The organism is Pseudomonas sp. App30 (assembly GCF_047947025.1).
Lineage (GTDB): Bacteria > Pseudomonadota > Gammaproteobacteria > Pseudomonadales > Pseudomonadaceae > Aquipseudomonas.
The window spans coordinates 5,407,269-5,427,495 of sequence record NZ_CP133165.1 but is presented as its reverse complement, the minus strand read 5'-3'; the positions used below and the strand labels follow the sequence as shown (position 1 = coordinate 5,427,495).

Annotated in this window: 17 protein-coding genes and 1 pseudogene; 7 read left to right on the top strand and 11 right to left on the bottom strand. The window is 62.5% G+C overall.

Features of this window, described 5'->3' with window-relative positions; translation table 11 throughout:
* The first annotated feature begins 75 nt into the window (after positions 1 to 75).
* Complete coding sequence (locus RAM80_RS24915) at positions 76 to 1,266, top strand: benzoate/H(+) symporter BenE family transporter (RefSeq protein ID WP_416423066.1); 1,191 nt, start codon at positions 76 to 78, stop codon at positions 1,264 to 1,266.
* Between the two features lie 54 nt (positions 1,267 to 1,320).
* Here RAM80_RS24915 and RAM80_RS24910 read toward each other — a convergent pair whose 3' ends face one another.
* The 3 genes and pseudogenes from RAM80_RS24910 to RAM80_RS24900 all read right to left on the bottom strand — a co-directional run bounded on the left by RAM80_RS24910 (position 1,321) and on the right by RAM80_RS24900 (position 4,152).
* Entirely contained in the window at positions 1,321 to 2,025 is a 705-nt protein-coding gene (locus RAM80_RS24910; RefSeq protein ID WP_416427555.1) for a methyl-accepting chemotaxis protein, read from the bottom strand.
* Positions 2,026 to 2,229: 204 nt separating this feature from the next.
* Positions 2,230 to 2,406, bottom strand: a pseudogene (locus tag RAM80_RS24905) (HAMP domain-containing protein); the annotation flags it as partial.
* A 984-nt stretch (positions 2,407 to 3,390) separates the two neighbouring features.
* Positions 3,391 to 4,152, bottom strand: coding sequence for an SDR family oxidoreductase (locus RAM80_RS24900; RefSeq protein WP_416423065.1), 762 nt, complete (start codon positions 4,150 to 4,152; stop codon positions 3,391 to 3,393).
* Between the two features lie 173 nt (positions 4,153 to 4,325).
* Between RAM80_RS24900 and RAM80_RS24895 the strand changes: the two genes are divergently transcribed.
* Positions 4,326 to 5,327, top strand: a complete 1,002-nt coding sequence (locus RAM80_RS24895; RefSeq protein ID WP_416423064.1) for an NADP-dependent oxidoreductase — start codon at positions 4,326 to 4,328, stop codon at positions 5,325 to 5,327.
* Positions 5,328 to 5,393: 66 nt separating this feature from the next.
* Here the strand turns inward: RAM80_RS24895 and pyrF are convergent, their stop codons facing one another.
* Positions 5,394 to 6,095: an orotidine-5'-phosphate decarboxylase gene (gene pyrF / locus RAM80_RS24890; protein WP_416423063.1), complete on the bottom strand. Its 702-nt coding sequence runs from the start codon at positions 6,093 to 6,095 to the stop codon at positions 5,394 to 5,396.
* 214 nt (positions 6,096 to 6,309) lie between these two features.
* On the opposite strand from pyrF, the gene eat reads away from it, so the two are divergent.
* The 3 genes from eat to RAM80_RS24875 all read left to right on the top strand — a co-directional run bounded on the left by eat (position 6,310) and on the right by RAM80_RS24875 (position 8,666).
* Positions 6,310 to 7,674: an ethanolamine permease gene (eat, locus tag RAM80_RS24885; protein WP_416423062.1), complete on the top strand. Its 1,365-nt coding sequence runs from the start codon at positions 6,310 to 6,312 to the stop codon at positions 7,672 to 7,674.
* 106 nt (positions 7,675 to 7,780) lie between these two features.
* The gene (locus RAM80_RS24880; protein ID WP_416423061.1) at positions 7,781 to 7,948 is read left to right on the top strand and encodes a DUF2897 family protein; all 168 of its coding nucleotides are present in this window, start codon (positions 7,781 to 7,783) and stop codon (positions 7,946 to 7,948) included.
* 151 nt (positions 7,949 to 8,099) lie between these two features.
* On the top strand, positions 8,100 to 8,666 hold the full coding sequence (locus tag RAM80_RS24875; protein WP_416423060.1) for a TetR/AcrR family transcriptional regulator: 567 nt from the start codon (positions 8,100 to 8,102) through the stop codon (positions 8,664 to 8,666).
* A 6-nt stretch (positions 8,667 to 8,672) separates the two neighbouring features.
* Here the strand turns inward: RAM80_RS24875 and fabF are convergent, their stop codons facing one another.
* Positions 8,673 to 9,944 (bottom strand): beta-ketoacyl-ACP synthase II, encoded by a 1,272-nt coding sequence (fabF, locus tag RAM80_RS24870; protein WP_416423059.1) that lies wholly within the window; start codon positions 9,942 to 9,944, stop codon positions 8,673 to 8,675.
* 261 nt (positions 9,945 to 10,205) lie between these two features.
* Here fabF and RAM80_RS24865 point away from each other — a divergent pair, with 261 nt between their 5' ends.
* Both RAM80_RS24865 and RAM80_RS24860 read left to right on the top strand, forming a co-directional pair.
* The gene (locus tag RAM80_RS24865) at positions 10,206 to 10,529 is read left to right on the top strand and encodes a YceK/YidQ family lipoprotein (RefSeq protein ID WP_416423058.1); all 324 of its coding nucleotides are present in this window, start codon (positions 10,206 to 10,208) and stop codon (positions 10,527 to 10,529) included.
* A gap of 44 nt (positions 10,530 to 10,573) precedes the next feature.
* Entirely contained in the window at positions 10,574 to 12,673 is a 2,100-nt protein-coding gene (locus RAM80_RS24860) for an acyltransferase family protein (RefSeq protein WP_416423057.1), read from the top strand.
* A 52-nt stretch (positions 12,674 to 12,725) separates the two neighbouring features.
* Here RAM80_RS24860 and RAM80_RS24855 read toward each other — a convergent pair whose 3' ends face one another.
* The 6 genes from RAM80_RS24855 to RAM80_RS24830 all read right to left on the bottom strand — a co-directional run bounded on the left by RAM80_RS24855 (position 12,726) and on the right by RAM80_RS24830 (position 20,219).
* Entirely contained in the window at positions 12,726 to 13,037 is a 312-nt protein-coding gene (locus tag RAM80_RS24855) for a ComEA family DNA-binding protein (RefSeq protein ID WP_416423056.1), read from the bottom strand.
* A gap of 116 nt (positions 13,038 to 13,153) precedes the next feature.
* Positions 13,154 to 15,469, bottom strand: coding sequence for a hypothetical protein (locus RAM80_RS24850; RefSeq protein ID WP_416423055.1), 2,316 nt, complete (start codon positions 15,467 to 15,469; stop codon positions 13,154 to 13,156).
* The gene (locus RAM80_RS24845; protein WP_416423054.1) at positions 15,470 to 16,372 is read right to left on the bottom strand and encodes a hypothetical protein; all 903 of its coding nucleotides are present in this window, start codon (positions 16,370 to 16,372) and stop codon (positions 15,470 to 15,472) included.
* Positions 16,369 to 17,007, bottom strand: coding sequence for a class I SAM-dependent methyltransferase (locus RAM80_RS24840; protein ID WP_416423053.1), 639 nt, complete (start codon positions 17,005 to 17,007; stop codon positions 16,369 to 16,371). The genes RAM80_RS24845 and RAM80_RS24840 overlap by 4 nt, the downstream gene beginning before the upstream one ends.
* 22 nt (positions 17,008 to 17,029) lie before the next feature.
* Complete coding sequence (locus RAM80_RS24835) at positions 17,030 to 17,974, bottom strand: glycosyltransferase family 2 protein (protein ID WP_416423052.1); 945 nt, start codon at positions 17,972 to 17,974, stop codon at positions 17,030 to 17,032.
* Positions 17,975 to 18,224: 250 nt separating this feature from the next.
* On the bottom strand, positions 18,225 to 20,219 hold the full coding sequence (locus RAM80_RS24830) for a polysaccharide biosynthesis protein (protein ID WP_416427554.1): 1,995 nt from the start codon (positions 20,217 to 20,219) through the stop codon (positions 18,225 to 18,227).
* Between the last annotated feature and the right edge of the window lie 8 nt (positions 20,220 to 20,227).

The window sequence follows — 20,227 nt, the reverse complement described above, 5'->3', positions numbered from 1 at the left end:
TGCTGTACTGCAACGGTGCAAGGCGGCGGGTTTAGTCTTTCAGGCCTGCCACCACCTCGCTCAAGGATTTGCAGCATGACCGACGCCTCCCCCGTGCATTTGCGCCCGTTGGCCGACACCTCCCCCTCCGCCGTGGTCGCAGGCTTCATTGCCATGATGACCGGCTACACCAGCTCCCTGGTGCTGATGTTCCAGGCCGGCCAGGCCGCAGGGCTGACCAGCGCGCAGATTTCCTCGTGGATCTGGGCGCTGTCCATCGGCATGGCGGTGTGCAGCATCGGCCTGTCGCTGCGCTACCGCACGCCCATCACCGTGGCCTGGTCGACGCCCGGCGCGGCGCTGCTGATCACAAGCCTAGGCCATGTGAACTACAGCGAGGCCATCGGCGCCTACATCACCTGCGCGGTGCTGGTGGTGATCTGCGGGCTCACCGGCAGCTTCGAGAAACTGGTCAAGCGCCTGCCCTCCTCCCTGGCCGCGGCGTTGCTGGCCGGCATCCTGTTCAAGATCGGCAGCGAAATCTTCGTCGCCGCCCAGCACCGCACCCTGCTGGTGCTGGGCATGTTCTTCACCTACCTGCTGGTCAAGCGCGTGTCGCCGCGCTACGCCGTGCTGTCGGCGCTGGTGCTGGGCACCCTGCTGTCGGGCTTCGTGGGCCTGCTGGACTTCAGCCAGTTCCACCTGGAAGTGGCCACCCCGGTGTGGACCACGCCATCGTTCTCGCTGGCCGCGACCATCAGCATCGGCATCCCGCTGTTCGTGGTGGCCATGACCTCGCAGAATATGCCCGGCATCGCCGTGCTGCGCGCCGACGGCTATCAGGTGCCCGCCTCGCCACTGATCTCGGTGACCGGCTTCGCTTCTCTGCTGCTGGCACCGTTCGGCTCCCACGGCATCAACCTGGCGGCCATCAGCGCCGCCATCTGCACCGGCCCGCACGCCCACGAAGATCCAAGCAAACGCTACACCGCCGCGGTGTGGTGCGGGATTTTCTACGGCATCGCCGGCGTGTTCGGCGCCACCCTGGCGGCGCTGTTTGCCGCCTTGCCGAAGGAACTGGTGCTGTCGATTGCCGCGCTGGCGCTGTTTGGCTCGATCATCAATGGCCTGAGCATTGCCATGAACGAGCCGAAGGAGCGCGAGGCGGCGCTGATCACCTTCATGGTGACTGCGTCGGGCTTCACGCTGTTCTCGGTGGGTTCGGCGTTCTGGGGCATCGTGGCGGGCGTATTGACCCTGCTGATCCTCAACTGGCAGAAGCAATAACCCGTAGCAGCTACCGAAGGCTGCGTCCGGCCTGGACGCGGCCTTCGGCCGCTGCTACAGGCGGAAATGGCCGACCATGCCGCGCAGCTCGCTGCCCAGCTGCGCCAGTTCGATGCTTGACGCCGCGTTGCCGCGCATCGCCAGCGCCGATTGATCAGCACTGGCGCGGATATTCGTGACGCTGCGGTTGATCTCTTCCGCCACCGAGCTTTGCTGCTCGGCTGCCGCGGCAATCTGCTGGTTCATCTGCTGAATCTGTGACACCGCGCTGGCAATACTGCCCAGGGCGCTCTCGGTCTGCAGCGCATCGCTGACCGCCAGCTTCACCAGTTCGCCACTGCCCTGGATCTGCGCCACCGACGCCGCGGCGCTGGCGCGCAAGGTGCTGACCAGCCGCTCGATCTCGGCGGTGGACTGCTGGGTGCGCTGGGCCAGGGCCCTTACTTCATCGGCGACCACGGCGAAACCACGCCCCTGTTCGCCGGCACGGGCGGCTTCGATGGCCGCGTTCAGCGCCAGCAGGTTGGTCTGTTCGGCCACGCTCTTGATCACTGCCACCACGGTGCCGATGCTCTGGATCTCGTTGCTCAGGTGCTCGATGCTGTGGCTCGCCGAATCCGCCGCGCCGGCCAGTTGCTCGATGCGCTGCATGCTCTGGCGTACCACCTGCTGGCCGTTGTCCACGCGGGTATCCGCTGACTGCGCGGCCAACGCCGCCTGCTCGGCGTTGCGGGCCACGTCGTGGACGGTGGCGGTCATCTGGTTCATGGCGGTGGCCACCTGCTCGGTTTCCTGCTGCTGGCTGCTGACCTCCAGGTTGGTCTGCTCAGTGACCGCCGACAGCGAATGCGCCGAGCTGGACAGCTGCTCGATGCCCGCCTGCAGGCCACTGACAATGCTGCTCAGGCCGGCGCCCATCTGCTGCATGGCAGCTAGCAACTGGCCGATCTCGTCGCGCCGGTCCACCTCGATACTGCCGCTGAGGTCGCCGCCGGCGATCTGCTGGGCACGGCTGATGACCCGGCGCAGCGGCCCCACGATCAGCCGGGTGATCAGCCACGCGGCGAGCACGCCCACCAGCAGCGCCACCAAGGATGAGCCGATGATCAGCAAGCTGTTCTGTTTCAACTCGGCCTGCATGGCCTGGTCCTGGGCGGCAGCGGCCTGGTCGACACGGCTCACCACCTCATCGGCCCGCGCCTTGAGCTGCCCATAGACCTGTTTTTCCTTGGCCAGCAGGTCGGTGTATTCGCCCAGCTTGTCGCTGAAGCTGGCGATGTGATCGCTGACTTCGTTCAACACCGTCTGGTAGCCGGCGTCCTGTACCTCGCTCTTCAAGGCGTTGGCTTGCTTGAGGGCCTCGGCGGCCTGCTCAATCTTGCCGTTGCCGGTGTCGTCGTCGACGCCCTTGCGGCTCTGGTCCAGGCGCACCCGCGCGGCGTCCATGGCCTGCAGCATCAGCCGCGCCACCTGCGCTACTTCATTGGCCTGGGTGATGAATTCGCTGCCCTTCTCGCCTTTGGAATCCTTGAGCGCATAGGTGCCGTCGTCGGACAGCCCGGCCTGCAGCACGTCGAGGTTATTGGCCACCGTGGACACCGACCAACTGGCCATGTCCAAGGCCAAATCCTTGGCCTGGCTGATCTCCACGAACTGGTCGAACGCCTTGCGGTACGCGGCCAGCGCCGGTTGCACGCCTTCTACAGCGCCCGCGCTGGCAGCCAGTGTTTCCACGCTCTTGCGCAGGGCATCGGCGGTCTTGGGGTCGGCGTGCAGGGCGAACTCCTGCTCCTGCAGGCGCACCCGCAGCAGGCCGCTGTTGAGCGCCGACATCTGCTTCAAGCCGTCGAAACGCTGGCTGATGCTGGCCAGCGACCACACGCCGATGGCCGCCACCAGCACCGTCAGCGCCAGCACCAGGGCAAAGCCCAGGCCCAGCTTGCGGGCCATGCCCAGGTTGGCAAAACGTCCACTGCTGGCCGATGTCATTGCGCGCTCCCCCAGAGTCAATGCACGCAGAGTGGCAATGGCACGGGGGCAGGCACAAGATCCTGGCGTCGGAATAATGGCAAAAAGCTATGAAGGTGTCGTTTTCAGCAAAGCGGAGGGCGCTTTGCCCTGCCATCAAATCGCCGTGGCGCCCCCGTCCACCAACAACGAATGCCCCGTGGTAAACGCCGCGCCATCGCTGCACAGGTACAACACCGCGCTCGCCACCTCTTCCACCCGGCCCACGCGCCCGACCGGGTGCATGGCCGCGGCGTACTCGGCCTTGCGCGGGTCGGCTTCGTGGGCGCGGCGGAACATGTCGGTGTCGATCACCGCCGGGCACACGGCGTTCACGCGAATGTGTTTTTTCGCGTATTCGATGGCGGCCGACTGGGTCAGGCCGATGACCGCGTGCTTGGAGGCCGCGTAGATGCTCATCTTCGGCGCCGCACCCACGCCGGCGACCGAGGCGGTGTTGACGATGGCGCCGCCGCCCTGGGCCAGCATCACCGGCAACTGATACTTCATGCACAGCCACACGCCCTTGACATTGACGCCCATGATGGCGTCGAACTGCGCCTCGGTGCCTTCGGCCAGGCGGCTGTTCTCGATCTCGATACCGGCGTTGTTGAAGGCGTAGTCCAGGCGGCCCCACAGGGCCACGGCCTGCTCGGTCATGGCGCGCACCTGGGCCTCCACGGTGACGTCGCAACGCAGGAACTGCGCCTGGCCGCCAGCCTCGCGAATCAGCGCCACGGTACCTTCGCCACCGGCGGCGTCCAGGTCCACCACCACTACTTTCAGGCCCTCGGCGGCGAACGCCTGCGCGGTGGCGCGGCCGATGCCTGCCGCCGCACCGGTCACCAGCGCCACTTGTCCGGAAAATGCCATGCCCATGGTCGAACCTCTGTGAATTGGAAGTGATGGGCGCAGTCTAGCCAAGGCGCCAGCACGCCACGCAGCACTATTGGCGCGCTGTATTTCACCGTATTCGGCGCGGCCGTTGCCCTTGCCAGCGGCGCCCGCGCGGCCTATCAACAGTCCACCGTCCACATTTGGAAGCACCTGCCATGACCGACGTCAACCGCCAATTCCTGCTGGCCCGCCGCCCTTCCGGCGCCGCCAGCCGCGAAGACTTCACCTTCCAGACCGTGCCGCTGCCCGAACTGGGCGCCGGCCAGGTGCGCGTGAAGAACCTCTACCTGTCCCTGGACCCGGCCATGCGCGGCTGGATGAATGAGGGCAAGTCCTACATCCCACCGGTGGGCCTGGGCGAAGTGATGCGCGCCTTGGGCGTAGGCCAGGTGGTGGCGTCCAACAACCCGGCGTTCGCCGTGGGCGACCATGTCAACGGTGCGCTGGGCGTGCAGGATTTCTTCCAGGGCGAGCCCAAGGGCTTCTACAAGGTGGACCCCAAGGTTGCGCCGCTGCCTCTGTACCTGTCGGCGCTGGGCATGACCGGCATGACCGCCTACTTCGCGCTGCTGGAAACCGGCGCACCAAAGGCGGGCGACACCGTGGTGATCTCCGGCGCCGCGGGGGCGGTGGGCAGCGTGGCCGGGCAGATCGCCAAGATCAAGGGCTGCCGGGTGGTCGGCATCGCCGGCGGCAAGGACAAGTGCCAGTCGCTGATCGACGAACTGGGCTTTGACGGCGCCATCGACTACAAGGCCGAGGACGTCGCCGCCGGGCTCAAGCGCGAATGCCCCAAGGGCGCGGACGTGTTCTTCGACAACGTGGGGGGCGACATTCTCGACGCCGTGCTCAGCCGCCTGGCGCCCCACGCGCGGGTGGTGATCTGCGGGGCCATCAGCCAGTACAACAGCAAGACCGGGGTGAAGGGCCCGGCCAATTACCTGTCGCTGCTGGTGAACCGCGCGCGCATGGAAGGTTTCGTGGTGATGGACCACGCCACCAAGTTCGCCGCGGCCGGGCAGGAGATTGCCGGCTGGCTGGCCAAGGGGCAGCTCAAGAGCAAGGAGCACGTGGTGGACGGGCTGGAGACGTTCCCGGAGACGCTGCAGAAGCTGTTCAGCGGGGAGAATTTCGGCAAGCTGGTGTTGAAAGTCTAGCCCCGTAGCAGCTGCCGCCAGGCGGCGTCCGGGACGCCGGCTGGCGGCAGCTGCTACAGGTAAAGATCAGGCGTTGAGCTGGGCTACGACGTCTGCCAGCGCTTGCGCCGGGTCTTTGGCCTGGCTGATCGGGCGGCCGATCACCAGGTAGTCGGAACCTGCGTCCAGCGCCTGGCGTGGGGTGAGGATGCGACGCTGGTCGTCCTGGGCGCTGCCGGCCGGGCGAATGCCAGGGGTCACCAGTTGCAGCGACGGGTGCGCCGCTTTCAGGGCCTGGGCTTCCAGGGCCGAGCACACCAGGCCGTCCATGCCAGCCTTCTCCGCCAGTGCGGCCAGGCGCAGCACCTGCTCTTGCGGCTCGATGTCCAGGCCGATGGCGGCCAGGTCTTCACGCTCCATGCTGGTCAGCACGGTCACGCCGATCAGCAGTGGCTTGGGGCCGCTGCGCTGGTCGAGTACGTCACGGCAGGCGGCCATCATGCGCAGGCCGCCGGAGCAGTGCACGTTCACCATCCACACGCCCATTTCCGCAGCGGCCTTGACGGCCATGGCAGTGGTGTTGGGAATGTCGTGGAATTTCAGGTCCAGGAACACTTCGAAGCCCTTGTCGTTCAGGGTCTCGACGATGCCCGATGCGCTGCTGGTGAACAGTTCCTTGCCGACCTTCACGCGGCACAGCTTGGGGTCCAGCTGGTCAGCCAGTTTCAGGGCGGCGTCGCGGGTGGGGAAATCCAGGGCGACGATGATAGGAGTCTGGCAAGCGGACATGGGCGGGCTCTCAGGGGGCAAGTCGAAATCGGCGCGCATTGTAGCGGATTTTAGGGGCGCTGGCGCCCCACAAACAGGCACTACCTGCCCATAGCCTAGCCCACGCATCCCCACCTGCGACACCAAACCCGCCATTGCGACCCCTTTTGCCCGGCTGGCACGGCCACTGCACGCAAAACAGCACGAACGTTCCAATCCACACGAGGGAGCCGTCATGACTACGCAACTCAAGCCCACCTTGGGCACGCTGCACCTGTGGGGCATCGCCGTAGGGCTGGTGATTTCCGGCGAGTATTTTGGCTGGAGCTATGGCTGGGGCGTGGCCGGCACCCTGGGGTTCCTGGTCACCTCGCTGATGGTGGCCACCCTCTACACCTGCTTCATCTTCAGTTTCACCGAGCTGACCACGGCCATTCCCCACGCCGGCGGGCCCTTTGCCTACAGCCGCCGGGCCTTCGGCGAAAAAGGCGGGCTGATCGCCGGCCTGGCCACGCTGATCGAGTTCGTCTTCGCCCCACCGGCCATCGCCCTGGCCATTGGTGCCTACCTCAACGTCCAGTGGCCAGCCCTGGACCCGCGCCACGCGGCGCTGGGCGCCTACATCGTGTTCATGCTGCTGAACATCCTCGGCGTACAATTGGCCGCTACGTTTGAACTGGTGGTGTGCATTCTCGCCGTGATCGAACTGCTGGTGTTCATGGGCGTGGTGGCGCCGGGCTTCAGCGTCAGCAACTTCGTCGCCAACGGTTGGGCCGGGGACAGCACTTTCAGCGTCGGCGCGGTGAGCGGCATGTTCGCCGCCATCCCCTTCGCCATCTGGTTCTTCCTCGCCATCGAGGGCGCGGCCATGGCTGCCGAGGAAGCGAAAGATCCACGGCGCACCATCCCCAAGGCCTACATCAGCGGCATCCTCACCCTGGTGCTGCTGGCCCTGGGCGTGATGGTCTTCGCCGGCGGCGTGGGCGACTGGCGCGCCCTGGCCAACATCAACGATCCCCTGCCCCAGGCCATGAAGGCCGTGGTGGGCGAAGGCTCCGGCTGGCTGCACATGCTGGTGTGGATCGGCCTGTTCGGCCTGGTGGCCAGCTTCCACGGCATCATTCTCGGCTATTCGCGCCAGTGCTTCGCCCTCGCCCGCGCCGGCTACCTGCCCAAGGGCCTGGCCAAGCTGTCGCGCTTTCAAACCCCGCACCGGGCCATCATCGCCGGCGGCGTGGTGGGCATCGCAGCCATCTACAGCGACGGCCTGATCAACCTGGGTGGCATGAGCCTGACCGCCGCCATGATCACCATGGCCGTGTTCGGCGCCATCGTCATGTACATCATGAGCATGCTCAGCCTGTTCAAGCTGCGCCGCAGCGAACCCGGCCTGGCCCGCAGCTTCCGCGCCCCCGGCTACCCCATCGTGCCGGGCATCGCCCTGGTGCTGGCGGTGGTGTGCCTGGTGGCCATGGCCTGGTTCAACACCCTGATCGGCGTGATCTTCCTGGGCTTCATGCTGGTAGGCTTCGTCTACTTCCTGCTCACCGGCGCCGCCCGTGCCAGCGCCCCGGCAGACGCCATGCTCACGGGCCTGTAGCCAGCGCCCTATAATGGAACCACTGCCGGGCGCTTGCCTCCAATGAGTACAAGCCTGTATTCGCCGCCACCCGGGCGGCGAGCCCGGCCCGCAAGGAGAAGTGGCCATGCCCTGGTACGCCTGGTTGATTTTGGTAGTAGCGATCGGCTCCATTGTTGGCGGCCTGATGATGTTGCGCGACAGCGCCAGCAAAGTGGAACTCACCGAAGAACAGCGCCGCAAGGTGGCGCAGCGCAACGCCGAGGCTGATGCCAAGGACGCGCAGAACCGCTAAACCTGCGTAGCAGCGGCCGCAAGGCCGCGTCACAGGCGCCTAGGTATACCGGTTGAATCGCGGCGTCTTGGACGCAGCCTGCGGCAGCTGCCACGGGGGGCCGCTTCTGTTAGAATGATGATTAACATCCCATTCTGACCGGGCCATCCCCATGCGCTACTCCGCCGACCACAAAGCCCAGACTCACGAACGCATCGTCAAGGAAGCCTCGGCGCGCTTTCGCCGGGATGGCATCGGCGCCACCGGTCTGCAGCCGTTGATGAAGGCGCTGGGGCTGACCCATGGCGGCTTCTACGCGCACTTCAAATCCAAGGACGAACTGGTGGAAACCGCCTTGCGCGCGGCCACCGAAGAGTTGACTGAAGTGTGCGAAAAGGCCTTCGCCAAGCCCCAGCCGTTGCAGAGTTTCATCGACACCTACCTGAGCCCCGCCCATCGCGATAGCCCGGAAAAAGGCTGCCCACTGCCGACCATGGCCGCCGAACTGGGGCAGCGCGGCCAGCCCAGCCCCATCACCGACCAAGGCGTGGAAGACCGCCTGGCACGCATTGCCGCCACCTTGAAGGCAGAAGATGCCGACGAGCAGGCCGTGGTGATGCTCTCGACCCTGGTGGGCGCGCTGATGCTGTCGCGCAGCGTCGAGGACCCGCAGTTGTCGCTGCGTATCCTCGACAGCGCGCGCAAGGCGCTCAAGTTACAGGCGGATGCCGCGGGTTAAACTGCCTCACACCCAGCGCTTGAGCAGCACGCTGGCGTTCACCCCGCCAAAACCGAAGCCGTTGGACAGCGCGTACTCCATGGCCATGGCACGCGCCTGCCCACGCACCAGGTCCAGCCCTTCCGCCAGTTCATCCGGGTGCTCGAGGTTCAACGTGGCCGGGGCAACCTGGTCACGCAACGCCAGCACCGTGAAGATCGCCTCGATGCCCCCTGCCGCGCCCAGCAAGTGACCGGTAGCGGATTTGGTCGAGGTGATCGCCGGGCCCTGGCCGGCGCCGAACAGTGAACGAATGGCCGCCAGTTCGCCCTTGTCCCCCACCGGAGTAGAGGTGGCATGGGCATTCAGGTGCTGCACCTGGCCGGGGGTGATGCCACCCTGGGCCAGCGCTTGCTCCATGGCCCGCCGGGCACCGCTGCCATCTTCCGGCCCGGCCGTGAGGTGATAGGCGTCAGCGCTGGTGCCATAGCCCACCAACTCGGCCAATGGCGTGGCACCGCGGGCCAAGGCATGTTCCAGGGACTCGATCACCAGAATCCCCGCCCCCTCCCCCATCACGAAACCATCACGGTCACGGTCAAACGGCCGCGAGGCGCGGCTGGGCGTGGCATTGAAGCCACTGGACAACGCCCGCGCCGCAGCGAACCCGCCGAGGCTGACCCGGTCGATGGCCGCTTCGGCGCCGCCACACACGGCAATCTCGGCCTCCCCGGCACGAATCAGCCGCGCCGCATCGCCGATGGCCTGCACGCCGGCGGCACAGGCCGTGACCGGCGCCCCCAGCGGCCCCTTGAAGCCATGCTGGATCGACACCTGCCCGGCCGCCAGGTTGACCAGGAACGCCGGAATGGTGAACGGCGACAGCTTGCGCGGCCCGCGGCTGTCGGTGGTGCGCACGGCGTCGACGATTGTGCCAAAGCCACCAATGCCCGACCCGATCACCGTGGCCGTGCGCTGCCGCGACGCCTCGTCCGTGGGCGCCCAGCCCGCCTGGGCCAACGCCTCGCGGGCGGCGGCGAGGGCAAACATAATGAAACGGTCCATCTTCTTCTGTTCCTTGGGCGCCGCGGCCAGGTCCGGGTCGAAGCCGGCCTGCGGATCTTCCCCAAGCGTTGGCACTACCCCGCCGACCCGCGCAGGCAGGTCGGCGACCACGCTTTCAGGCAACTCACGCAAGCCTGATTGGCCGGCCAGCAAGCGGCCCCACACGGTTTCCACGCCGGTGCCGAGTGGCGAGACCAGGCCCATGCCGGTGATGACGATTCTGCGGTTGTTCATGATATCCCCTTGCTAGAAGCAAAAACCTGTCGCCACAACCTCAAGGCCGCTGCGGCAGCCGTGCCGCCGTGGCAAAACCCTCGGGATAAGAAGGCAATTAAATGTCAACCATAATTCTATAAAATAGTATTACATCCATAATCTTAAAAAGCAATCAACCCTGAGGGGAGCATTTCCTCACTCGATACGCGTGGCTACGTTTCCATTTTATTTGTATTATCGTACAAATAATTGGCTGCGGCCGATCAAGGACGACACACCATGAAACTCATGCTCGTACTGCTTGCTGCCACCCTGACTGGCTGCGGCACCATCAATACCGTCTTTCGCGACGATCAGGTTACCGTCAAGAATCTCAATGACGCGAAATCCTACTGCGGCGCCGTCCCTCGAGTATACAGCGGCGTCATGTATGACTTCTGTGCGCTGCACGCGCCCGTCAAGGAGAGTGACTCGCGCACCGGTTCCAGCTCATATGCCATGGGCATGGTCCTGGACGTCGCGATCTCCGGCGCACTCGATACTCTCGTATTGCCCTACACGCTCGTGCGCCAGCACAGCGACGGCAGCATCGTCCTGAACTAAGCCCCCTCCCCCGCCAAGCAACCCCTTTTTTCAAGGAAAGATCAATGCAGTTGTCGCCCAGGCGCCCTGTAAGTGGCCAGTATTACCCTTACATTGATGGCCTCCGCGCCCTTGCGGTGCTCGCAGTATTCATTTTCCACCTTAACAGCGCCTGGCTACCGGGCGGTTTCGTCGGTGTGGACGTCTTCTTCGTCATCTCCGGTTTTGTCGTCAGCGCGTCGATGGTCAACCATCCAGGACGCAACCTTCTCGAATTTCTCGGGCTGTTTTACTCCAGGCGGCTGAAAAGGCTGTTCCCGGCGCTGATCGTCTGCCTGCTGGTGACCACCGTACTCACGGCCTTGTTCGTGCCCACTTCGTTCCTGAGCGTCGCCAACCAGAAGACGGGGTTAAGTGCGTTTTTCGGGTTCAGCAATTTCCTGCTTGCCAATGGTGGGCGCGATTACTTCGGGACTCTGACCGAGTTCAACCCCTACACCCATACCTGGTCACTGGCGGTAGAGGAGCAGTTCTATCTGGTGTTCCCACTCCTGTTCTTCGGCTGGGTAGTGGGGGGCAGGCTGCGCTGGCTGTCCTGCGGCCTGCTGGCTGCGGGCGTGCTGGCGTCAGGCATATTCTCCACCTGGCAAAGCAGCAGCGATCCGACCGCTGCGTTTTTCCTCAGTCCTGGGCGTTTCTGGGAGCTTGCGGCCGGCGCGCTGTTGTTCCAGTTCATCGATAGCCGTGAGCGAGATGCTACCGGCAAGGCACTCTGGAGGCTGGTGGTTGCAACACTATCCCTGGGTTTGCTGGGGGCCGGTTTCTTTCTCTCCAGGCCACAGCATTTCCCGATGCCGGGTGCCCTGATTGCCGTGGCTGCCACCCTTGGGCTGATCGCAAGCCTTCACCAGGCCAATGGCGACAATCCAATCCAACGACTGTTGGGAACACGCTGGTTGGTCAGTGTCGGCCTGATTTCCTATTCGCTTTACCTGTGGCACTGGCCAGTGTTCGTGATGTTCCGATGGACCTGCGGTCTGGATTCAATCATCACGCAATTGGCCGCGACCCTCCTTTCCTTCGCCTTGGCCATCGCTTCCTACCAATGGGTGGAGAAGCCGGTCCGGCATAGTGCCTGGCTGCGCCGCGCACCTACCTACGCCGTAGTAGGCTGCGCGCTGCTGGCCATCACCGCTTCGTGGCACATTGCGAAGAAGATCAACAAAAAAACCAGTGAATTGTCGCTTAGCGTGGTGGTACAAAACCTCCAGCAATGGACGCCCTATGAATATGCGAGCCTGCCGGACCACCCAGGCTGCCGGGTGGCAACCCAGGGCACGGTCATGGGCGGCGGTATTCGCTACGATTACCAGCCCCAAGGCTGTGACCAACCGATTTCCGTGGGCAACACTCACCTGTTCACTATCGGTGATTCGCACAACATGTCGTATTCCCGGATGTTCAAGCAGTTCAGTGTGGAAGCTGCGTCCCTGGTAACGTCCTACGACAACGGCGGGTGTCCGTTCCTCAGCTTCCAGCCCGAACGGGACCTGGATAATGCCGCATGCCGCAACAACACTGAAGCGGCTCTGCTGGACATCAAACAGCATGCAAAACCTGGCGATATCCTTTTCCTGCCTTCGTTGCGCCTGCCGCGCTTCGCGGACCAGTGGGCCTATCTGGGAGATGGCTGGGTCAATGAAAAGATGTTCGGCGAGCGTGCGGTTCAGGACCGTGAACGCGCCACCGAAAATGCGATAACAATGCTACGGCCAATCACGGAGCTGGGTATCAAGGTGGTTTTCGAGGCACCGAAGCCGGTTTTCTATTCCCCCGCCATGCGCTGTGCCGACTGGTTCAATAGAGCGAACCCCGCGTGCAAGTTTGGCCTGGAAATACCACGAGATAAGGTAGAGGCACTTCGCGCCCCCGTAATGACCCGGCTTGCCGAAATAACCAACGCGGTGCCCGGTGTCAGCGTCTGGGACCCGTTGCCCGTGCTATGCCCCACCGCTTCCTGCAACGCTTTTGACGGTTCAAAGCCGCTCTTTTTCGACGCTGATCATTTGAGCGGCCATGGAAATGAAGTATTGCTAAGGCCGTTCATGTCGTTCATGGCTGCGCATTTCCCTCCTCAGGCACCGCAATTGACTGCGGTTCCTTGAGTATTCCGTAGCCGTCAGGTTGGGGCGCCAGGCGCCCCAACCCAGACCTACGTCACTCCAGCGTCAGCTTGTCGCGGTTCTTGTCGACCAACGACTTGCCGATGCCTTTGACTTCAAGCAACTCATCCACCGACGTGAATACACCGTGCTGTTCACGATGCGCGACGATAGCTAGTGCCTTGGCTGCACCTATACCGGACAACTCTTGCTGCAGTGTATTTGCGTCGGCCTGGTTGAGATTGACCTTGCCGGCAGCGGCAGCCTGCACCATTGCAGATGGAGTGGGGGCAACCGGCGCGGCGTTGGCGAGCACGGATGCGCTGGCCAGCAGCGCGAACAGGATGGAACGGAACAAGGTTGGCATGAAACAGCTCCTGACTACAGTGGGTTCAAAGGCGGCTTTCCTGAGCCGCCCTTTCAACCTAGTCGAGCCTGATACGTTGTCCAACGGCATCACGTCAGGGGATGTTTCACCGGGACTCAATGCCCCGTGGATTGAAGCTGTACCGAGCGCAGGTAAATTCCCAGTACCCGGCCGTCGGTGCTCCCGGACAGCTGGCTGGGCGCCCTGGCGCCGAGGACGGAAAACTCGAAGACCTGATCTTCACGGCCGGCCTCCAACGGCAAGGCAAGCGTCACCACGTCATCATCGAGATGCACCTGCTGGACCGGCGCTGCTGAGCCCTCTGGTTTGCGCACCTGCAGCGTTACAGGATGCCCTGCGGTCGCCCCTACTGTGTTGTAGGACAGCAGCACCCGACACCCCCCGCCCTTGCATTCGGGCGGAACCGGCAAACGCAGGCTCGCTTCAGGCTTCGACCAGACCGCCCCTGGCTCAAGCGTGTACCACCCGGACAGAAGCAGAAACGCCGCGTTGGGCAAGCCACTACCGAAGGCGATGGGGTAAGGCGTCGCCGCCAATTGTTCCAGGCTGACCCGAGTGGTCTGTTCGCTCGACCTGGCCTTGAGCTGGACTATCGCAAAATAGGGCGTCTGCGTGACGGAGAGCAACGGATTACCTTGCAGAAGGCTGACCGTACCCGCCAGCACCTGCCGGAATTGTGCAGGGCATTTGAAATTATCCAACAGCGACAAGCGTCGATCCTCGGCCGTCAATATGGCAGGGCTCAACTCCGGGCATGGCCAGACTTCTGCGCCCCTCAAGGTATTGAAATAAGGGATGACGATAGCGTCGGCATGGTTGTCCAGCAAGAACTTCAACACCTGGTCAGGACGTACGCCACCCGCGCCATCGAAGTAGTCCAGCATGGCAGCAGGCCAATGTTTCTGGGCCATCGCCAGGTTCTTGTCGCCGCCGATATTGTAGGTGCGGTAGCCGCCAAACGAAGCCAGGTGGTTAACCATGAAATCGTTGGTATAGGGCACGAATGCGACCAGCTCATTGTGGGAAAATGCTTTGGCCAATGGCTGCGTAACGTCACGTTCAATGGCGTCGAACATCTGCCGGTTGATGACCGCACGCTGCCAGTTTTCACCCGCCGCTGGCCAGTACAGCACGAACAGCACCAGCACGCCTGCCCCAGCCCAGCGCACGCTGCGCGTCTCGAGCGCTGCCAGGCCCATGACGCTCAGCCACCACAGCGCAAGAATCGCCAACGCGGCCCAGCGATAGGTAGCGCGCATCACCTTGAAGCCCGGCAGGTACTCCCAGACCCAGGCGTTGCCCGTGGCAGGTGCCAGACCGGCGGGCATCAAGGCACTCAGCGCACCAGGCGCCTGCTGCTGCACCAGCAACGGCTTGACGCTGTCTATCTTCAGCGACGGGCCCAGGGCCAGGTAAAAACCAAGCAGCGCCACCACCAGCAATGCAGAGGCAAGCCATTCGCGGCGGCGTGCGCTGCAGTAGCCGAGCAACCCAGCTAGCAGGATAGGCAGGCTATAGGGGGTAGCCCAGACAGACTTGTCCCCGTAATACAGCTCGTTTGAACGATAGACACTCCAGCCCAGGGCATCGGCCACCGCACTGACCCCGTGGGTAGGCACCAGGGCAAACGAGAGATCCAGGCCCCAACCACGAAAAAACGCCAACGGGCTGGGGGTAAAGTGCGAACTTCCAACGTAATGCGTATAGGCCTCGTAGGCCAAGCCAAACCCAAGCAGGCACACCGGGGCGGCGAATACCAGCAACTCACGCCGCGCGGCAGGCTGGCGCAACAGAAACGCTACCCCCAGGACAGCCATGCCGGCGAAGAACATCACAAAGGTGTAGCCGTCCATGAACACCGAAAGCAGCGTGGTCATGACGAATAGCAATCCGCGCGTCAATCGAGCAAAGCGCCCCAGGCCATGGGTCGTGAACAGGCGATACCCTACGAGAAAGTAACTGGGCAGCAATGCCATCGCCATGGACAACATGCTGTAACCCGCATGGCCCCAGATAATTGGCAGGCAAAGCCACAGCGCCGCAGCACTGGCAGCGAGGCTGATGGAGCGCATATACAGGCGCGCCAGGCCTATGGCCCCCCAGTAAGCGAGGGCAAGCCACAGGGCACACACCAGCGAATAGGCATTGGCCATGTCCATGCCGGTCCGAATCAACAGCGCCATCGGCCATGCGCCGGCTAGCCCGAAGGCAAGCGGGGCCCCTGAGGGGTAGCCAATGAAAATCGAATGCGTACTGAACAACCCTTCACGCGCCAGCGACTCGGCAAAGCCCCCCAGCCATAGCGCCTGTCCCAGAGTAGGCACAGCCACGAACGGCACCGCACCCTGATAGGCGAGAATGCCCACCAGCAGGGCAACGGCGAAGATAATGCGTTTTAAGTCCCACTGCATTTAACTTGCCCTCCCAGGCTGCCGCAGTTTCAGCCGCCATAAAGACGCCACCACAAAGGCAAGTACATCGCCACTCACTGTCACGACGCGACCAGCGACTACCGCTACTATCACGTCAGTTTCCGTCAGCGTCGTCTTGAGGAAGAAAAACAGCACCATTTCCCGGATGCCGATGCCTGCTGGCGCCCCCGGCGTCACCATGCCAATGAGCCAGGCCAGCACATAGGCACCTACTACCAGCACCACATTGGTGGATGCCCAGTCCGTTCCATAGTCAAGCACCCGCAGGACACCCTGGAAAACCAGGCCCGATATGAGCAGGAACAGACTGTATAAGGCAAAGGCCCAAGCCAGCCGGCCACCCTGCCAGCGCCGAAGCACAAGCAGCACCAGTGCTGCGCCTAGCAGGTAGGCAGAGACCGCGAAGCCGGTGCCCAAGGCCGGCTCCAATCGTGCCAGCGCGAGGCAACCGAGCAAGGCGCCCGCCATGCACAGCAGAACAGTTTCCAGCACGGCACTCTTGGCCAGCCGCCAGCCTGGCAGACCCGCCATCATTCCGAGGGCTTGCCGCCCCGCGAGATGAAAGATGTTGCCAGGCACGTACTTCGACAGCTGCGTGGCGCCATACACGCTGCAGGCCCACTGCGGCGCCACCGCGAGGCCCAGGTGACCAAGGCATTGCCACCAGCCAGCGCCCAGCAGCGCAGTGGCCAGGCCATAGGTGGCGGCCAGCCCGACCAGCGCCCACCATTGCCCCGTTCGCACCGTGGAGAAATCCAGCACTGCATCATATTTGCGGAAGCTCAGGACAATGAAACCAATGGCCAGCACGGCCAAAACGCTTCCCACCGTTCCTGTAATCGTCTTGCCATGGCGCCGCAACAGCCCAGGCATGGCACTCAACGGGTGCGCGCCTTGCACAGCACCATGGTCCACGGCAAGGGGCTGCGCACTTCGACCACATCGAAATACTGCGACACAAAGGCCACGAATTGGCGTTTGGACCAATGCTGAATATGGCCGGGCGTGTTTCCCCACTGCCGCAGGTATTTCCCCCGGACGAAGTTGAGCAGGCACCACAAGGGTTCCCGCGGCACACTCAGGATCACGTAGCCGGTGGCGATGGACTGCAGCGCGGCAATCCCCTGCTGCGGGGATTCCAGGTGTTCCAGAACCTCACAACACACCACCAGGTCGGCGCCGTCCGCAGGCGCCTTCAGGTCGTAGATGCTCTTCACGGAGAAACGCTCTGGCGGTACCTGGTTGAGCGCCGCGTTCTGCTGGGCGATCTCCACCACCTTGCCGGAAAAATCGCAACCGCGCACATCAAGGCCCTGCTTGAGCCACTGGATAGTCCAGAAACCTTCGCCGCAGCCTATTTCATGAATGGCTTTGGCATCGGTGCGGGCCATCAACGACGCAAGCGCGTCATCGAAGCCTTTCATCATCCAGCGGACAATGGGGTTTCGAGAACCATACTTGTCGAACGCGTTGCCAATGACGATATCGTCTTCAGTCGCGCCACCCGCCATCTTCATGTGTTGCGCTCCCGGGGTTGGTTCACTCATCACTTTTGTTCGAACTGTTCAATTTAAAGCGAATATCTTCCAACAACTTTCGGTTCGCTGCCTGCAGGTCCGCCACCACGGCGATCAGTAGCGTCTGGAAGCCCATGATCAGCAAGGTGGCGGCCAGGATCAAGGATTGCACGTGACCGCCGCCATCCCCCTGAAGGTACAGGTTGAGAAACCTGCCACCCAATACCAGCCCGCAACAGAAAATGACCAGGCCGATAGTGCCGAAAAAGCGAAATGGCCTGTAAACGATGAAAATTCGAAGTATTGTCACAATACTTTTTTGAATGTATGACGGGATACTTTTCACTAATCGCGAGGGACGCAAATCACCGTTCACCCGCACCGGTACGGAAACCACGGCCATATTCTTCTGGCCCGCCTGGATAATGGTCTCCAGTGTGTAGGTGTAATTGTTGAATACCATCAGGTGCTGTGCCGCTACACGGCTCAGTGCACGAAAACCACTGGGTGCATCCGGAATATCGGTGTTACTGGCCACGCGTACCACCCAGCTACCCAGGCGCTGCAACAGCTTTTTAACCGGAGAAAAGTGCTCGATGGCATCGATGGGGCGAGCGCCAATCACCATGTCAGCGCGGTGTTCGAGAATAGGCTGGGTTAACGAAGGAATATCTGCCGCGCAATACTGGTTGTCGGCATCTGTATTGACGATGACATCGGCACCCCGTTGCAGGCATGCATCCAGGCCGGTCATGAATGCCTTTGCCAGCCCTTGGTTGCGGGTATGGCGTACCACATGATCCACCCCAAGGCTTCGGGCGACCTCACTGGTGTTGTCCTGGCTGCCGTCATCGATAACCAGCCATTCGACCGTGTCAAAGCCTGCCAATGACCTTGGCAATGCAGCAACAGTGACAGCTAACGTGGCCGACTCGTTAAAGCAGGGAATCTGTATGATAAGTTTCAATACAACACCTCAGATTACCCGGCATGCGGGTCACTGTTATTTTACTCTTCTTCGACAACCACCCCACACTTCCCCACATTTGTATAGATATGGATACTTTCGCCGACGAAGATTGCGCGGCGAAAGTTTCCTCCAGTAGGCACCTTAACGCAATAATGGCCATTAGATGCCACCGCGCTGTATTTGTAATAACAAACCAGGTCCAGCATTTACGCCGCATCACTGCAGCAACGCGATGCTGCCCACTTCATTACAGCTCGTTGCGCTGCTGCAGGTATACCCAATCGACAATCTCGCCCTCAGGCGTATAACCACTCACCGTATCCCGAAGCAACTGCCTTACCCGGGAGTAATCATTGCTTTCAATACCCTGCATCAATTCAGCGAGCCGCTCCTTGAGCAGGTCCCAATGAATGTGCTCCTCATGAGCGCTCATGATCATGGGGTGCCGGGTCAACACCACGTTGTCGCCAATCAGCAGTTCCTCATACAACTTCTCCCCAGGCCTGAGCCCGGTAAATTCAATGGCGATATCGCCCTGCGGGTTTTTCTCGGAACGAATGCTCAACCCGGACAAGTGCACCATTTTCTCCGCCAGCTCGGCAATGCGCACCGGCTCGCCCATGTCGAGCACGAACACGTCGCCGCCTTGCCCCATCGAGCCCGCCTGGATAACCAACTGGGCAGCCTCGGGGATGGTCATGAAGTAACGGGTGATCTTGGGATGGGTAACCGTCAGCGGCCCACCTGACTTGATCTGCTTGTGGAACAGCGGAATCACTGAACCGGAGGAGCCAAGCACGTTGCCGAACCGCACCATGGTGAAGCGGGTCTTGTTGACGCGGGCCACATTGGCCGGGTCGCCGTACAATACCGGCGCCAACTCCCGGCTCAGGGCCTGCAAGGTCATTTCCGCAAGGCGCTTGGTGCTGCCCATGACATTAGTAGGGCGCACCGCCTTGTCGGTGGAGATCAACACGAAATTGGCCACTCCCGCCTGGAGGGCGGCCTGAGCAGTATTAAGGCTGCCAATGACGTTGTTCAACACCCCCTCGGCAATGTTGTGCTCCACCATGGGCACGTGCTTGTAGGCGGCCGCGTGATAGACGGTGTTGATGTTCCAGGTCTTCATCACTTCGAGCAATTTATGCGGGTGGCGCACCGACCCCAGGATAGGCAACAGGCGCACTGTCAGCGCCTCTCTTTCCAGGCGCTGTTCCAGCTCGGTCATGATGCTGTAGAGGTTGAACTCACTGTGCTCGAACAGCACCAGCAGCGTTGGCCGCAAGGCAACGATCTGGCGGCAGAGCTCGGACCCGATGGAGCCACCGGCTCCCGTTACCATCACCGCCTTGTCGCTGATGCAGTGGGTCAACAGGTCATCCTGGGCCGGCACTGCGTCGCGGCCCAGCAGGTCGGCAATGTCGACTTCCTGGATGTCATCCACCTTGACCCGGCCACTGGCAAGGTCGGTGACGTTGGGCACGCTGCGCACGTGCAACGGAAACCCCTCCAGGAAACCGAGGATTTCCCGGCGTCGTGCGCGGGTAGTGGAAGGCAGCGCCAGCAATATTTCCTGGGCACCGGTGACGTCGATCATCTGCTGGATATGCTTGGGCTTGAACACCTGCAAGCCGGAAATAATGCGGTCGGCAATGCTGTTGTCATCGTCGATGAACGCCACCGGCCGCATGGTGCGGCCCATGCGCAAGGCTGCGACGAGCTGGTTGCCGGCCACGCCCGCCCCATAGACGGCTACCTTGGTGAGCCCCTCGTCACGGTTGCGAAACGGCACATAATTGACCGAGGTGAACCAGTCACCCATGAAATATTGCCGCATGGCCAGACGCAGCCCGCCAATGATCACCAGGCTCAGCCACCAATAGTTGAAGATGATCGAGCGCGGGACCACCGCCTGGTGGTTGCTGTACCAGTAAACCACCACGGCCAGGATGAGTGACGACAGGCTTACGGCCTTGACGATGGCCACCAGGGCATCATTGCCGAAATAGCGCATCACCGCCCGGTACATGCCGAAACGAATAAACAGCGGGATGGCCACGATCGGCGCGCACACAAACAGCCAGGTATGGACGATGAAAGGGTTGTACATGTCCTCGATGCCCAGCCGCACCATGAAGGCCAGCCATAGGGCACCCCACACCAGGAGAACGTCGGTCGCCACCTGAATGATCCGCTTGTGGCGGCGCGGGAGGCTCAATAAAAACGTTCGAAATCTATCCATAATCCCTT

What these genes read in the sequence shown, in the direction of transcription:
- RAM80_RS24915 (WP_416423066.1), top strand. Translation starts at nt 76, where the DNA reads ATGACCGACGCCTCCCCCGTGCATTTGCGCCCGTTGGCCGACACCTCC.
- RAM80_RS24910 (WP_416427555.1), bottom strand. Translation starts at nt 2,025, where the DNA reads ATGACCGCCACCGTCCACGACGTGGCCCGCAACGCCGAGCAGGCGGCG.
- RAM80_RS24900 (WP_416423065.1), bottom strand. Translation starts at nt 4,152, where the DNA reads ATGGGCATGGCATTTTCCGGACAAGTGGCGCTGGTGACCGGTGCGGCG.
- RAM80_RS24895 (WP_416423064.1), top strand. Translation starts at nt 4,326, where the DNA reads ATGACCGACGTCAACCGCCAATTCCTGCTGGCCCGCCGCCCTTCCGGC.
- pyrF (WP_416423063.1), bottom strand. Translation starts at nt 6,095, where the DNA reads ATGTCCGCTTGCCAGACTCCTATCATCGTCGCCCTGGATTTCCCCACC.
- eat (WP_416423062.1), top strand. Translation starts at nt 6,310, where the DNA reads ATGACTACGCAACTCAAGCCCACCTTGGGCACGCTGCACCTGTGGGGC.
- RAM80_RS24880 (WP_416423061.1), top strand. Translation starts at nt 7,781, where the DNA reads ATGCCCTGGTACGCCTGGTTGATTTTGGTAGTAGCGATCGGCTCCATT.
- RAM80_RS24875 (WP_416423060.1), top strand. Translation starts at nt 8,100, where the DNA reads ATGCGCTACTCCGCCGACCACAAAGCCCAGACTCACGAACGCATCGTC.
- fabF (WP_416423059.1), bottom strand. Translation starts at nt 9,944, where the DNA reads ATGAACAACCGCAGAATCGTCATCACCGGCATGGGCCTGGTCTCGCCA.
- RAM80_RS24865 (WP_416423058.1), top strand. Translation starts at nt 10,206, where the DNA reads ATGAAACTCATGCTCGTACTGCTTGCTGCCACCCTGACTGGCTGCGGC.
- RAM80_RS24860 (WP_416423057.1), top strand. Translation starts at nt 10,574, where the DNA reads ATGCAGTTGTCGCCCAGGCGCCCTGTAAGTGGCCAGTATTACCCTTAC.
- RAM80_RS24855 (WP_416423056.1), bottom strand. Translation starts at nt 13,037, where the DNA reads ATGCCAACCTTGTTCCGTTCCATCCTGTTCGCGCTGCTGGCCAGCGCA.
- RAM80_RS24850 (WP_416423055.1), bottom strand. Translation starts at nt 15,469, where the DNA reads ATGCAGTGGGACTTAAAACGCATTATCTTCGCCGTTGCCCTGCTGGTG.
- RAM80_RS24840 (WP_416423053.1), bottom strand. Translation starts at nt 17,007, where the DNA reads ATGAAGATGGCGGGTGGCGCGACTGAAGACGATATCGTCATTGGCAAC.
- RAM80_RS24830 (WP_416427554.1), bottom strand. Translation starts at nt 20,219, where the DNA reads ATGGATAGATTTCGAACGTTTTTATTGAGCCTCCCGCGCCGCCACAAG.